Annotated in this window: 13 protein-coding genes; 7 read left to right on the forward strand and 6 right to left on the reverse strand. The window is 71.5% G+C overall.

Translation table 11 applies throughout. The features are described 5' to 3' along the window. The first annotated feature begins 4 nt into the window (after positions 1-4). Entirely contained in the window at positions 5-214 is a 210-nt protein-coding gene (locus IG90_RS0120670; RefSeq protein WP_030586313.1) for a hypothetical protein, read from the forward strand. 99 nt (positions 215-313) lie between these two features. Here IG90_RS0120670 and IG90_RS0120675 read toward each other — a convergent pair whose 3' ends face one another. The 3 genes from IG90_RS0120675 to IG90_RS0120685 form a co-directional block, all read right to left on the reverse strand. Then, positions 314-1402: a S1C family serine protease gene (locus IG90_RS0120675; protein ID WP_030586316.1), complete on the reverse strand. Its 1089-nt coding sequence runs from the start codon at positions 1400-1402 to the stop codon at positions 314-316. Between the two features lie 105 nt (positions 1403-1507). Next, the gene (locus tag IG90_RS0120680; protein WP_411572634.1) at positions 1508-2200 is read right to left on the reverse strand and encodes a methyltransferase domain-containing protein; all 693 of its coding nucleotides are present in this window, start codon (positions 2198-2200) and stop codon (positions 1508-1510) included. A gap of 98 nt (positions 2201-2298) precedes the next feature. Further along, positions 2299-2898 (reverse strand): DUF3043 domain-containing protein, encoded by a 600-nt coding sequence (locus IG90_RS0120685; protein ID WP_030586322.1) that lies wholly within the window; start codon positions 2896-2898, stop codon positions 2299-2301. 318 nt (positions 2899-3216) lie between these two features. Between IG90_RS0120685 and IG90_RS0120690 the strand changes: the two genes are divergently transcribed. From IG90_RS0120690 to IG90_RS0120710, 5 genes are all read left to right on the forward strand, one after another. Next, positions 3217-4002: a PspA/IM30 family protein gene (locus tag IG90_RS0120690; RefSeq protein ID WP_030586325.1), complete on the forward strand. Its 786-nt coding sequence runs from the start codon at positions 3217-3219 to the stop codon at positions 4000-4002. 10 nt (positions 4003-4012) lie between these two features. Then, positions 4013-4291 (forward strand): PspA-associated protein PspAA, encoded by a 279-nt coding sequence (pspAA, locus tag IG90_RS0120695; protein ID WP_030586327.1) that lies wholly within the window; start codon positions 4013-4015, stop codon positions 4289-4291. Positions 4292-4345: 54 nt separating this feature from the next. Beyond that, on the forward strand, positions 4346-5641 hold the full coding sequence (locus IG90_RS0120700) for a sensor histidine kinase (protein WP_030586330.1): 1296 nt from the start codon (positions 4346-4348) through the stop codon (positions 5639-5641). Continuing rightward, on the forward strand, positions 5638-6378 hold the full coding sequence (locus IG90_RS0120705) for a response regulator (protein ID WP_030586333.1): 741 nt from the start codon (positions 5638-5640) through the stop codon (positions 6376-6378). The genes IG90_RS0120700 and IG90_RS0120705 overlap by 4 nt, the downstream gene beginning before the upstream one ends. A 179-nt stretch (positions 6379-6557) precedes the next feature. After that, positions 6558-9707 (forward strand): efflux RND transporter permease subunit, encoded by a 3150-nt coding sequence (locus IG90_RS0120710; protein ID WP_030586335.1) that lies wholly within the window; start codon positions 6558-6560, stop codon positions 9705-9707. 95 nt (positions 9708-9802) lie between these two features. Here the strand turns inward: IG90_RS0120710 and nadA are convergent, their stop codons facing one another. After that, entirely contained in the window at positions 9803-10990 is a 1188-nt protein-coding gene (nadA, locus tag IG90_RS0120715) for a quinolinate synthase NadA (RefSeq protein WP_030586338.1), read from the reverse strand. Positions 10991-11232: 242 nt separating this feature from the next. Here nadA and IG90_RS0120720 point away from each other — a divergent pair, with 242 nt between their 5' ends. Then, on the forward strand, positions 11233-11589 hold the full coding sequence (locus IG90_RS0120720) for a HesB/IscA family protein (protein WP_003969624.1): 357 nt from the start codon (positions 11233-11235) through the stop codon (positions 11587-11589). A gap of 93 nt (positions 11590-11682) precedes the next feature. On the opposite strand, the gene IG90_RS0120725 is transcribed toward IG90_RS0120720, so the two are convergent. Both IG90_RS0120725 and IG90_RS0120730 read right to left on the reverse strand, forming a co-directional pair. Next, positions 11683-13119, reverse strand: coding sequence for a hypothetical protein (locus IG90_RS0120725; protein WP_030586341.1), 1437 nt, complete (start codon positions 13117-13119; stop codon positions 11683-11685). A gap of 196 nt (positions 13120-13315) precedes the next feature. Continuing rightward, positions 13316-13513, reverse strand: coding sequence for a hypothetical protein (locus IG90_RS0120730; RefSeq protein ID WP_030586344.1), 198 nt, complete (start codon positions 13511-13513; stop codon positions 13316-13318). Between the last annotated feature and the right edge of the window lie 124 nt (positions 13514-13637).

Here is a 13637-nt window from a genome sequence, read left to right on the forward strand (position 1 = left end):
TGACATGGCGTGGACGTGGCGGTTCGAGAAGTCCGACGGTACGGAGACGGAGCCGGCGCTGCAGCCGGAGGAGTTCACCACCCAGGGCGACGCGGAGTCCTGGATCGGTGAGTACTGGAAGGAGCTCCTGGAGGGTGGTGCCGCACAGGTGACGCTCTTCGAGGACTCCACCAAGATCTACGGCCCGATGAGCCTGCAGGCCGACAGCGCCTGACGCCCGGGCGGCAGCGGGACAGCCGAAGGGCGGGCGGTACGGGCATCTCCTCGTACCGCCCGCCCTTCGGGCGTCTGCGGATCAGATCTCGCCGAGTGCTCAGATCTCTCCGAGCGTGACCTCCGCCGTCCGGCTGTCGCCGTCACGCGTGTACGTCACGGTCACCTTCTGGCCGGGCCTGTCGCCCGCCAGCGCCTCGGAGAGCGAGGTGATCGTGGTGACCCCGGTGTCCCCGATCTTCGTGATGATGTCCCCGGCCCGCAGCCCCGCCTCGTCCGCCGCCCCGCCCCGCTCCACGCTGACCAGCGCCACCCCGGCGGGGCGGTAGTCGTCGTCGACGACCGTGCGGCCGGTGACGTTCAGCGCGGCCCGGCCCGAGTCGGTGACCTTGCCGTCCTCGATGATCTGGTCGGCGACCGTCCGCACCATCGAGACGGGGATCGCGAAGCCGATGCCCGGAGCCGCGCTGTCGCCCATCTGCGGGTCGGTCGCCGCGAGGGTCGGGATGCCGATCACCTGGCTGTCCAGGTCGACCAGGGCTCCGCCGCTGTTGCCCGGGTTGATCGCCGCGGACGTCTGCACCATGTTGGCGATCGTCGCGCCCGTGCCGCCGCCCGCCCGGCTCTCGCTCACCGTCCGGCCGAGCGCCGAGACGATGCCCTGGGTGACGCTGCTGGACAGGCCGAGCGGGGAGCCCATCGCCAGCACGATCTGCCCCACCTCGACCTTCTCCGCGTCGCCGAACTTCGCGGGCTTCAGCCCGTCCGGCACCTCGTCGAGCTTGATCACGGCCAGGTCCTGCTCCGGGTAGGAGGAGACCAGCGAGGCGTTCAGCACCGCCTCCCCGGTGGCGACGCTGACCTTGAACTTCTTCTCGTCGCCGACCACGTGGGCGTTGGTGACGATGTGCCCCTTGCCGTCGTAGACGACCCCGGAACCGAGGCCCTCCGAGGCGTCGATCTGCACGACCGACGGCAGTACGTCGTTGATGACGGCCTGGTAGGCGTTCTGCAGGTCGTCGGGGGCACGCTTCACCGCACCCTGCGCCGTGCCCGACGCGGGGGCCTCGGGGGACGGGGCCGCCGGATCCGTACCGGAACAGCCGCCTGCCAGGGCGAGGGCGAAGACGGCCGCGGACAGGGGAAGCGGCAGCCCGCGCGCCCGGCTGCGGGAGAGGGATACGTCCATATCCGGAGTCTGGAGGCCGACCTGATCGGGTGCCCGTACTGATGGGCCGTACGGGCCCGACGCCGTATCGCCGGCCGCCCGGCCCGTAACGCCGGCCGACGGCCGTCAGCCGCGCACTCCGCACAGATGCAGCAGCGCCGCCACACCCCGGTACGGGTCGGTCCGCCCGGCCCGGTCCTCCAGGGTGAGGACCCGTTCCAGTTCCTCGGCCGGCAGCTCCTCATCGGGCCCCACGTTGTCCGTGAAGACCCGTACCCCGTACCAGGCGTGCAGCGGTGCGGCGATCCCCGCGAGCGTGGCCCGCAGGGCGTCGAGCCGGTCCGCGCGCACCGTGAGGCCGAGGCGGTCGGTGTACGTGGCGGTGTCGAAGGCGGTCAGGGCCGCACCGAAGTCACCGGCGAGCCCCGGGCGCATCGCGAGCGCGTCCGCGTTCCGTACGAGCAGGGAGAGCAGGCCGCCGGGCGCCAGCATCCGGGCGAGCCCGGCCAGCATCGGGTCCGGCTCCTCGACGTACATCAGGACGCCGTGGCACAGCACCAGGTCGAAACTGCCGGGCAGGAAGTGCACACCGGTGTCCCGGCCGTCGCCCTCGATGAGCCTGACGCGATCCCGGATGCCCTCCGGCTCGGTCGCCAGGGACTGACGGGCGGACGCCAGCAGCTCGGAGTCCGACTCCAGGCCGGTCACCGAGTGCCCGGCCCGCGCCAGCCGCAGCGCCTGCGTTCCCCGGCCCATGCCGACGTCCAGGACGCGCAAACGCCGACCCACCGGGAAACGCGCGGCTATCTGCTCGTCCAACTGCCGTGCGACGAGCTCCTGGCGAACCCTGTCGCGTACGCCGACGGGACCTGCCGGCCACGCCGGGGAGACCCCGGTGACGCCGGAGGTCTCCGTGCTCAGGGCCGCTCTCCGCGCTTGACCTGCGGCTTCGGAAGCCGCAGTCGGCGCATCTGGAGCGTGCGCATCAGGCCGTACGCCACGGCTCCGCGCTTCGGCGTGTCCGGGAAGCGCTCGCGCAGCTGCTTCTTCAGGCGCATCGACAGACCGATCGAGTCGATCACGATCAGGATGATCACGCCGAGCCAGAGCAGCAGCGAGATGCTCTGGATGTTCTGCACCTGGATCACGCTGAGGATCAGGATGATCACGGCGAGCGGCAGGAACCACTCGGCGATGCAGAAGCGCGAGTCCACGTAGTCGCGGACGAAGCGCCTGACCGGGCCCTTGTCGCGGACCGGGAGGTAGCGCTCGTCGCCCGACGCGAGCGCCTCACGCTGCCTGGCCAGGTCGGCGCGGCGCGCTTCGCGCTGGCGCTTCATGGCCGCCTTGCGGTCGGTCGGCGCGCTGGACGCGGCGCGTCGGCGCTGCGTCTGGGCCTCGCTGCGCTTGGGGGTGGGGCGACCCTTGGGAGCCTGCGGGTCGCGGGGCTGCGGGGAGAGGTCCGCCGTCACCTTGCCGGTGGGGGCCTTCTCTGTCTTGGAACGGCTACGGAACACAAAACCCAAGGGTACGGGGTCGGCGCGCGGGCCCGGAGACCCGGGCGGGAACGATCCGGCAACGGACGGCGTCCCCAGAAGTGTCACGACGGGCCGATACGGGCGTTAACCGCCTGTTCCGGCGTACGCCTACGAGTCGTCCCGGGGCCCGCCTACACCCTGGGCGGGAGCGTTCACGGGGTGCAGTCGTCCTTGGGGAGGAGCACATCGAGACTCGGACAGTGCGGTAATAGAGGGAGGGCCCGTACTGTGGGTTCTATCGGGAGTGCTGGAGCTCAGTCCGTCAGAAGGGGGCGCGCGAAGCCCATGAGCGGTGTCATGAAGCGTATGGGGATGCTTTTCCGCGCGAAGGCAAACAAGGCCCTTGACCGGGCCGAGGATCCGCGCGAGACCCTGGATTACTCGTACCAGAAGCAGCTGGAGCTGCTTCAGAAGGTGCGTCGCGGCGTCGCGGACGTCGCGACGTCCCGCAAGCGCCTGGAACTGCAGCTGAACCAGCTGCAGGGCCAGTCGTCCAAGCTGGAGGACCAGGGCCGCAAGGCGCTGGCGCTGGGCCGCGAGGACCTGGCGCGTGAAGCGCTGTCCCGGCGTGCCGCCCTCCAACAGCAGGTCACCGACCTGGAGACGCAGCACACCACGCTGCAGGGCGAGGAGGAGAAGCTCACCCTCGCGGCCCAGCGGCTGCAGGCCAAGGTCGACGCCTTCCGCACGAAGAAGGAGACCATCAAGGCCACCTACACGGCGGCACAGGCCCAGACCCGGATCGGAGAGGCCTTCTCCGGCATCTCCGAGGAGATGGGCGACGTGGGCCTCGCGATCCAGCGGGCCGAGGACAAGACGCAGCAGCTCCAGGCGCGGGCCGGCGCCATCGACGAGCTGCTCGCCTCCGGCGCCCTGGACGACCCGACCGGCACGGCGAAGGACGACATCGCCGCCGAGCTGGACCGGATCTCCGGCGGCAGCGATGTGGAGCTGGAGCTGCAGCGCATGAAGGCCGAGCTGGCCGGCGGCTCATCGTCCTCGCAGCAGGCCATCGAGGGCGGCGCCCAGGACAGTACGCCGCAGTCGCAGCAGTCGTCCCCGCACAAGTTCGACAAGCAGTAAGGGCAGCGTCATGATCGTACGGATCATGGGGGAGGGCCAGGTCAAGCTGGCCGACAGTCACTTCGTCGAACTGAACGAGCTCGACGACGTCCTGCTGAAGGAGATGGAGAGCGGCGACAGCCCCGGCTTCCGCACGACTCTCCACGCGCTCCTGGACAAGGTGCGCGAGCTCGGCACTCCGCTGCCGGACGACTCCCTGGAGCCGTCCGAGCTGATCCTGCCGGCGCCCGACGCCACCCTCGAAGACGTACGCGCCATGCTCGGCGACGACGGCCTCATCCCCAGCTGAATCCACGGGCCGGCCCCGGCGGGCCCGTGGAGCGGCCGCGTACCGTTGCTGGACGTGACCCCCCTCTCGTCCGGCTTCGCGCCCGCCCGCCGCTGGCTCCGGGACCATCCCCTCGCGTTCGACGCGGCGCTGGCCCTCGGCGCCCTCGTCGCGATGATCTGCGGCTCCTTCGCCGACCCGGGCACCGGACACGGGCCGACCTTCGGCACCCGCACTCCCGAGCTGCTCAGCGTGCTCCTGATGGTGCTGGCCGCCCTCGCCCTGGTCCTGCGGCGACGGCGTCCGATGGCGGTGCTCGCCGCCACCGGGCTCCTCTCGGCCGCCGAGTACGTCCTGGTGGACCCGCCCGCCCCGGTCGTCATGAGCGCGGTCGTCGCCCTCTACACCGTCGCCTCGCGCACCGACCGCCCCACCACCTGGCGGGTCGGGCTGCTCACCATGGGCGGGCTCACGGCCGCCGCCATGGTCTTCGGCTCGACGCCCTGGTACAGCCAGGAGAACCTCGGCGTGTTCGCCTGGACCGGGATGGCCGGGGCCGCCGGGGACGCGGTACGCAGCAGGCGCGCGTTCGTCGACGCCATCCGGGAACGCGCCGAGCGGGCCGAGCGGACCCGTGACGAGGAGGCCCGGCGCCGGGTCGCCGAGGAGCGGCTGCGGATCGCCCGGGACCTCCACGACGTCGTCGCCCACCACATCGCGCTGGTCAACGTCCAGGCCGGGGTCGCCGCCCACGTCATGGACAAGCGCCCGGACCAGGCCAAGGAAGCGCTCGCCCACGTCCGCGACGCCAGCCGCTCCGCACTCAACGAACTCCGGGTCACCGTCGGCCTCCTGCGCCAGCAGGGCGACCCCGAGGCGCCCACCGAACCGGCCCCCGGGCTGGCCGTCCTCGGCGAACTGGTCACCACCTTCCGCAACGCGGGGCTCCCCGTCGACGTGGCCTGCGCCGAGGGCGGGGCCCGGCTGCCCGCCGCCGTCGACCTGGCCGCCTACCGGGTCATCCAGGAGGCCCTGACCAACGTCCGCAAGCACGCGGGCACCGGGGCCGAGGCCGAGGTGAGCGTCGTACGGGTCGGCGCCACCGCCGAGGTCACCGTGCTCGACAACGGCCGGGGGAGCACCGCCCGGCGGCCCGGCGCCGGACCGGGCGGCACCGCCGACGACGGCCTGGACAGCGGAGGCCACGGCCTGGTGGGCATGCGTGAACGTGTCACCGCCCTCGGTGGCGCCCTCACCGCGGGACCTCGGTACGGCGGCGGCTTCCGGGTCCATGCGATCCTTCCGGTCGAGGCCCGCACGGGTGAACCGGAGCGGCCGGGCACAGCGGGCGGGACGGGGCTCAGCCGATGACACAGCCGACACCGACGCCCGCGCCACGGCCGACGCCCGAGGCGCCGGCCGTACCCGTCAAGGTGCTGCTCGCCGACGACCAGGCGCTGCTGCGCAGCGCGTTCCGGGTGCTGGTGGACTCCGAGCCGGACATGGAGGTGGTCGGCGAGGCCGCCGACGGGGCCCAGGCGGTCGAGCTGGCCCGCGCCACGAGCCCCGATGTGGTGCTCATGGACATCCGGATGCCGGGCACCGACGGGCTCGCCGCCACCCGCATGATCAGCGCCGATCCGGAGCTGTCCGCGGTGCGGGTGGTCATGCTCACCACATTCGAGGTCGACGAGTACGTGGTCCAGTCGCTGCGCGCCGGAGCCTCCGGCTTCCTCGGCAAGGGCGCCGAGCCGGACGAACTCCTCAACGCCATCCGGATCGCCGCGGCCGGCGAGGCGCTGCTCTCCCCGGCGGCGACCAAGGGGCTCATCGCCACGTTCCTGGCCCAGGGCGGCAGTTCGGGGGAGGGGCCGGACAGCGCGGAGTACGCGGAGCGGCTGGCGGCGCTCACCGGCCGCGAACGCGAGGTGCTGGTGCAGGTCGCCGGCGGCCACTCCAACGACCAGATCGCCGAGCGGCTCGCGGTCAGCCCGCTCACCGTCAAGACCCATGTGAACCGGGCGATGGCGAAGCTGGGAGCCCGGGACCGGGCCCAATTGGTGGTGGTCGCCTACGAATCGGGCCTGGTGCGCCCCCGCGCGGACTGACCGCGGGAGGCGGGGCGTACGACGACGTACTCCACCTGCGGTATCCGCGGCATGAGAAAGCAGCCCGGGGGGCGACGTTTCGCCGACGCGGAGCGGAGATCGTAGGACTGGGCTGGAGGTGTCCCCCTGATTCCCTCCCCGCCCCTCTGCCGCGTACGCCACAGAAGAGAGACCCACCCATGTCCTGGCTGTCCAGATTCAGCCTCGCGCAAAGGGCCCTGATCGGGCTGATCTCGATTGTCGCGCTGGTCTTCGGCGCGATAGCGATCCCGCAGCTCAAGCAGCAGCTGCTGCCGACCATCGAACTGCCGATGGTCTCGGTGCTGGCGCCCTACCAGGGTGCGTCTCCCGACGTGGTCGAGAAGCAGGTCATCGAGCCCCTGGAGAACTCCCTCAAGGCCGTCGACGGCGTCGAGGGCATCACCTCCACCGCCAGCGAGGGCAACGCCCTCGTCATGGCGACCTTCGACTTCGGCGACGAGGGCACCAAGCAGCTCGTCGCGGACATCCAGCAGGCGGTGAACCGGGCCCGCGCCCAGCTGCCCGACGGGGTCGACCCGCAGGTCGTCGCCGGATCCACGGACGACATCCCGACCGTCGTCCTCGCCGTCACCTCCGACAAGGACCAGCAGGTCCTGGCCGACCAGCTCGACCGCACGGTCGTCCCGGCCCTCGAGGACATCGACGGCGTCGGCCAGGTCACGGTGGACGGCGTGCGTGACCTCCAGGTCTCCGTCGTCCCCGACGACAGGAAGCTCGCCGAGGCAGGCCTGAACGCGGGCACGCTCTCCCAGGCCCTCCAGGCGGGCGGCGCCACGGTGCCGGCCGGTTCCTTCTCCGAGTCCGGCAAGAGCCGCACCATCCAGGTCGGCGGCGCCTTCACCTCGCTGAAGCAGATCGAGGACCTCCAGGTCGTCGCCAAGGACCCGGCGGGCGGCGAGCCCGGAAAACCGGTGCGCGTCGGCGACGTCGCCGAGGTGAAGCAGGAGCCGTCCACCGCGGTCTCCATCACCCGCACCAACGGCAGGCCGAGCCTCGCCGTGATGGCGACGATGGACAAGGACGGCAGCGCCGTCGCGATCTCGGACGCCGTCAAGGACAAGCTCCCCGACCTCCGCAAGGACCTGGGCGGCGGCGCCGAGCTGACGGTCGTCTCCGACCAGGGCCCCGCCGTCTCCAAGTCGATCTCGGGCCTGACCACGGAGGGCGCGCTCGGCCTGGTCTTCGCGGTCATCGTGATCCTGGTCTTCCTCGCCTCGATCCGCTCGACGCTGGTCACCGCGGTCTCCATCCCGCTCTCGATCGTCCTCGCGCTGATCGTGCTCTGGACCCGCGACCTGTCGCTCAACATGCTCACGCTCGGCGCGCTCACCATCGCCATCGGCCGGGTCGTCGACGACTCGATCGTGGTCCTGGAGAACATCAAGCGTCACCTCGGCTACGGCGAGGAGCGCCACGCGGCGATCATCACCGCGGTCAGGGAGGTCGCCGGAGCGGTCACCTCCGCCACCCTCACCACCGTCGCGGTCTTCCTGCCCATCGGTCTGGTCGGCGGCATGGTCGGCCAGCTCTTCGGCTCGTTCTCGCTGACCGTCACCGCGGCCCTGCTGGCGTCGCTGCTGGTCTCGCTCACGGTGGTTCCGGTGCTGTCGTACTGGTTCCTGCGCGCGCCCAAGGGCACTCCCGACGACGCGGCGGAAGCCCGCCGCCTCGCCGAGGAGAAGGAAGCGGCCAGCAGGCTCCAGCGGATCTACGTCCCGGTCCTGCGCTTCGCGACCCGCCGCCGCGTCACCAGCCTCGTCATCGCCGTCGCCGTGCTCTTCGGCACCTTCGGGATGGTCCCGCTGCTGAAGACGAACTTCTTCGACGCCGGCGAGCAGGAGGTCCTGACCGTCAAGCAGGAGCTCACCCCCGGCACCAGCCTGGAAGCCGCCGACGCGGCCGCCCGCAAGGTCGAGAAGGTGCTGACCGAGGACAAGGGCGTCAAGGACTACCAGGTCACCGTCGGCTCCTCCGGCTTCATGGCCGCCTTCGGCGGCGGCACGGGCGCCAACCAGGCCTCCTACCAGGTCACCCTGAAGGACGCCGCGGACCACGAGGACGCCCAGGACCGCATCGACGAGGCCCTCGGCAAACTCGACGGCATCGGCGACACCACCATCGCCGCCGGCGACGGCTTCGGCTCCCAGGACCTGAGCGTCGTGGTCAAGGCCGCCGACGGGGACGTCCTGAAGCAGGCCGCCGAGGCGGTCCGCACCGAGGTCGCCACCATCAAGGACGTCACCGACGTCCAGAGCGACCTCGCGCAGAGCGTCCCGCGCATCTCCGTCACCGCCAACGACAAGGCGGCCGCCGCCGGATTCGACTCCGCCACCCTCGGCGGGATCGTCGCCGGAGCCGTACGCGGCACCCCCGCCGGCACGGCGACGCTGGACGACACCGAGCGCGACATCGTCATCCGCTCCTCCAGCCCGGCCGCCACCATGGCCGAACTGAAGGCCCTGCCGCTCGGCCCGGTCGAGCTCGGCGACATCGCCGACGTGAAGGTCGTCCCCGGCCCGGTCTCCATGACCCGGATCGACGGACAGCGCTCGGCGACGATCACCGCCAAGCCCGTCGGCGACGACACCGGCGCGGTCAGCACCGATCTCGCCGCGAAGATCGACGCCCTGGACCTCCCCGAGGGCGCCACCGCCACCATCGGCGGCGTCACCGAGGACCAGAACGAAGCCTTCGCCCAGCTCGGCCTCGCCATGCTGGCGGCCATCGCGATCGTCTTCATGCTGCTGGTGGCCACGTTCCGGTCGCTCGTCCAGCCGCTGATCCTGCTGGTCTCCGTCCCGTTCGCGGCGACCGGGGCCCTGGCCCTCCTGATCATCACGGGCACCCCGCTGGGCGTCCCCGCGATGATCGGCATGCTGATGCTCATCGGCATCGTGGTCACCAACGCGATCGTGCTGATCGACCTGATCAACCAGTACCGGGCCCAGGGCCTGGGGATCGTGGAAGCCGTCATCGAGGGCGGCCGCCACCGCTTCCGTCCGATCCTGATGACGGCGCTCGCGACCATCTTCGCCCTGCTCCCGATGGCGCTCGGCGTCACCGGCGAGGGCGGCTTCATCTCCCAGCCGCTGGGCGTCGTGGTGATCGGTGGTCTGATCAGCTCCACGCTGCTGACCCTGCTGCTCGTGCCGACGCTGTACGCGATGGTCGAGCTCCGCAAGGAGCGCCGCGCCGAGAAGAAGGCCGCCAAGCGTGCCGCGAAGGCGGGCGCGGCGGCCCAGGCCGAGCCGGAGGAGGCCCGGGAGGCCGAACCGGCGCAGGCCTGACCCGGGAGCCGGAGGGGACAGACCCGACCGGCACGCGAGAGCCCCGGTACGCCGACCTGCGGCATACCGGGGCTCCCGGCGGGGGGTGGCGTCCGTTACGGCAGCGCCAGCATCCGCTCCAGCGCGAGCTTCGCGTACTTCTCCGTCTCCGGGTCGACCTCGATCCGGTTGACCAGCCTGCCGTCGGCCAGCGACTCCAGCGTCCAGACCAGGTGCGGCAGGTCGATGCGGTTCATCGTCGAGCAGAAGCAGACCGTCTTGTCGAGGAAGACGATCTCCTTGTCCTCCGCGGCGAAACGGTTCGCCAGTCGGCGGACCAGGTTCAGCTCGGTACCGATCGCCCACTTCGAGCCGGCCGGGGCCGCCTCCAGGGCCTTGATGATGTACTCCGTCGAGCCCACGTAGTCCGCGGCGGCGACGACCTCGTGCTTGCACTCGGGGTGCACCAGCACGTTGACCCCGGGGATGCGGGCCCGGACGTCCTCGACCGACTCGACCGAGAAGCGGCCGTGGACCGAGCAGTGTCCGCGCCACAGGATCATCTTCGCGTCGCGCAGCTGCTCGGCGGTGAGTCCGCCGCCCGGCTTGTGCGGGTTGTAGAGGACGCAGTCCTCCAGGGTCAGTCCCATGTCCCGCACGGCCGTGTTGCGGCCCAGGTGCTGGTCGGGGAGGAAGAGGATCTTCTCACCCTGCTCGAAGGCCCACTCCAGGGCCCGCTTCGCGTTCGACGACGTACAGATCGTGCCGCCGTGCCTGCCGGTGAAGGCCTTGATGTCGGCGGAGGAGTTCATGTACGAGACGGGCACCACCTGGTCGGCGACCCCGGCCTCCGTCAGCACGTCCCAGCACTCGGCGACCTGCTCGGCGGTGGCCATGTCGGCCATCGAGCAACCGGCCGCGAGGTCGGGCAGCACGACCGCCTGGGCGTCCGTGGTCAGGATGTCCGCGGACTCGGCCATGAAGTGGACGCCGCAGAAGACGATGTACTCGGCCTCCGGGCGCGCGGCCGCGTCACGGGCCAGCTTGAACGAGTCGCCGGTGACGTCCGCGAACTGGATGACCTCGTCGCGCTGGTAGTGGTGGCCGAGGACGAACACCCTGTCCCCGAGCTTCTCCTTGGCGACGCGGGCGCGCTCCACCAGGTCCGGGTCGGACGGGGAGGGGAGGTCGCCGGGGCATTCGACCCCGCGCTCGCTCCTCGGGTCGGCCTCGCGGCCGAGCAGCAGCAGCGCGAGCGGTGTCGGCTGTACGTCCAGGGGCTGGGCCGTGGTCACGTCACGCACCCTTTCTTCTCTGCGTTCTGCTCTGCGCTTCTGCGAACGCGCCTTTTCGTCTATTTGACGCTATCTATCATAGCCGCTTCGTGTCACTTTGACGATGCCGATAGCGTCGATGTGACGCATCCCCCGGGCGGCCGGGTGTGCGAGCATGAAAAGGAACAGACAAGCGCTTGGCCCGGAATGAATCCGCGGGTCTGGCGGTTGAACCGTCGGCAAGCAGTCCGTACAACCCGGGAGAGAAGCAGATGTCCGTATCGGACGAGACCACCACCGTGAGCGACGGCATCCTCCTGTCCGACGCCGCCGCCGCCAAGGTCAAGGGCCTGCTGGAGCAGGAAGGCCGCGAGGACCTGGCGCTGCGCGTCGCCGTTCAGCCCGGCGGCTGCTCGGGCCTGCGCTACCAGCTCTTCTTCGACGAGCGTTCGCTCGACGGTGACGTCGTGAAGGACTTCGACGGTGTCAAGGTCGTCACCGACCGGATGAGCGCCCCGTACCTGGGCGGCGCCTCCATCGACTTCGTCGACACCATCGAGAAGCAGGGCTTCACGATCGACAACCCGAACGCCACCGGCTCCTGCGCCTGCGGCGACTCCTTCAGCTGAGCGCTGAGGTCGGGAACACACGGCATACGGCGGCGGCCCCGGGAAGGAATCCCGGGGCCGCCGCCGTATGCCCGTCCGTCGCCGCTCCCGCCGTCAGGCGCGCGGCACCGCACCGCCCGACGCCGCGTCGATCACCGTGCGGTCGCCCAGCGGCTTCTCCAGCGTCACCGTCCGGGTCAGCTCCTTGGCGATCATGATGCAGGCCTTCTTGCCCTCCTGCGGCTTCTCCGTGACCGAGATCCGCACCTGGCCCGCACTCTCCTCCGCGCTCGCCGTGTACGTACTGCACACGCCGCCCCAGAACGTCACCTCAAGGGTCCGCCCGTCCGCGCCGTACGAGGTCACCTTCCGGTCACCGGAGGGCGTCGGCGTATCCGGCTTCTCGATGAACTCCGGGTCCACGGCGACCTGCGTGACGATGTGCTCCGGGCCGCCCGGGGCCTGCCGGACCGTGAACAGCCAGGACGGCACCAGCGTCTGCCGGCCGTCCACGTAGTTCAGCGCGAGACCGAACACCGCGTCCTCGACCGTCCGCGTCACCGGAGCCCGCTTGCCGTTCGACGGCACGCACTGCGGGTCCGAGGGCTTCGGCTCGCCCTCCAGCGGTACGGGAGTGGCGCAGCCGCCGATGTCCCGGTCGGCGTCGCCCTTTCCCCTGCTCGCCGCGTTCAGCTGCTTCAGCGCCTCGTCCGCGCCGACCGCCGGGTAGGTGTGGCCCTTCTCCAGCGCCTTCAGATGTCCGCTGCCGCCGGTCACCTCGCCGTCCGGGCCCACCTGGACGCCCGTCGACCAGCCGTACGTCGGGAGCCCGTCGATCTTCGGATCGGCGTTCACCACGCGGACGTCGCCCATCAGCTGGCCCGCGTTCAGCGCCGCGCCGTCCTGCCCGGCCGCCTTGAGCACCGGGACCGCGGCCGCCTTCGCGGCCTTCTCGCTCACCGGGTCGCCGCCCGGCTCCGTGGGCCCGTTCGCGCACATCTTCCCCGGCTCGCACGGCTTGGACGGGGTGGTGCGGGCGAACGTCCAGGTGCCCGGGGACTGCTTCGTCACCTTCAGGAGCGCGCCGGGGCCGTCGTCGTCGCCGACCACCCAGGACGCGCCCTCGGTGCGCGGCGAGCCCGGGATGCCCAGCGCCTTCGCCAGCCGGGCGACATCGGCCGCCGCCACCGTGCCCTTGGCGTGGTGCACCGCCGCCTCGTCCGGGCCGTCCGGGAGTTCGCCCGCCGCCCGGTAGATCACGGACGGGCCGCCCGGGTCCGGTTCGCCGGGGGCGATGCCCGGGGGAGGGGTGTCCGAGGGCGAGGAGGCGCTGCCCGGGCCGTCCGCCGCGGCGTCCAGGGCCAGCAGGGGGGCCGAGTCCTTCGCCGCCGCACCGCTGTCCGCCGCGCCGCCGCCGCCCGAAGCGGTCGAGGCCCAGTACGCCCCGCCGCTCCCGGCCAGCAGGACGGCCGCGGCCACCGAGGCCACCGCGAGCGGCGGACGCCGCCGCCGGGGGCCGGTCACGTCGTTGTCGGGTCGCTCGGTGCTCACCGGATCGCTCCTTCGACTGCGTTGCCGTCGCGGTGCCTACCGCGTGTCCCCGGACGGGGACACCGGTGGGACGGAGCGGAGGAGCGTACGGTTCCCACGCCCGGGGGCGGCCCGGGCCAGGGCACCGTACGGTTCCCGCCGGAAGTCGCACGGAAAGGCTGAAAGGTGATGCCGTCCGGCTCGGCCCGGCCGGTCCTCAGTCGCCGTACTCGGACATCGCGTCGATCAGCCGCGCCGACGAGGGCGGTACCGTCACCCCGTTGATCAGCGACGGCTTCAGCGCGGCCGGTGCGCTCTTCGCGGGCGCCGTCCAGCGCGGCGCCATCCGCGCGCAGTCCCCGCGAAGTGCGGCCAGGCTCAATTCCGACTCGGGCAATGCGGTGTGCTTCGACATATCCGCACCGTAACCACGGTCGCGCTCAGGTAGAAAGCCCTACTATCGGGTAGTTTCCCCTTTTCCTGGCCGTCGGCTCACCCGGTAGCGTGAACTGTCACGTCGTCCCGGAGGGCGCACTCAC

This window comes from Streptomyces anulatus (assembly GCF_000721175.1).
Taxonomy (GTDB): Bacteria; Actinomycetota; Actinomycetes; order Streptomycetales; family Streptomycetaceae; genus Streptomyces; species Streptomyces anulatus_C.

Excerpts from the sequence above, each read along its gene's own strand:
- IG90_RS0120730 (WP_030586344.1), bottom strand. The coding sequence starts at position 13,513 with ATGTCGAAGCACACCGCATTGCCCGAGTCGGAATTGAGCCTGGCCGCA.
- IG90_RS0120690 (WP_030586325.1), top strand. The coding sequence starts at position 3,217 with ATGAAGCGTATGGGGATGCTTTTCCGCGCGAAGGCAAACAAGGCCCTT.
- IG90_RS0120675 (WP_030586316.1), bottom strand. The coding sequence starts at position 1,402 with ATGGACGTATCCCTCTCCCGCAGCCGGGCGCGCGGGCTGCCGCTTCCC.
- IG90_RS0120710 (WP_030586335.1), top strand. The coding sequence starts at position 6,558 with ATGTCCTGGCTGTCCAGATTCAGCCTCGCGCAAAGGGCCCTGATCGGG.
- IG90_RS0120670 (WP_030586313.1), top strand. The coding sequence starts at position 5 with ATGGCGTGGACGTGGCGGTTCGAGAAGTCCGACGGTACGGAGACGGAG.
- IG90_RS0120705 (WP_030586333.1), top strand. The coding sequence starts at position 5,638 with ATGACACAGCCGACACCGACGCCCGCGCCACGGCCGACGCCCGAGGCG.
- IG90_RS0120720 (WP_003969624.1), top strand. The coding sequence starts at position 11,233 with ATGTCCGTATCGGACGAGACCACCACCGTGAGCGACGGCATCCTCCTG.
- pspAA (WP_030586327.1), top strand. The coding sequence starts at position 4,013 with ATGATCGTACGGATCATGGGGGAGGGCCAGGTCAAGCTGGCCGACAGT.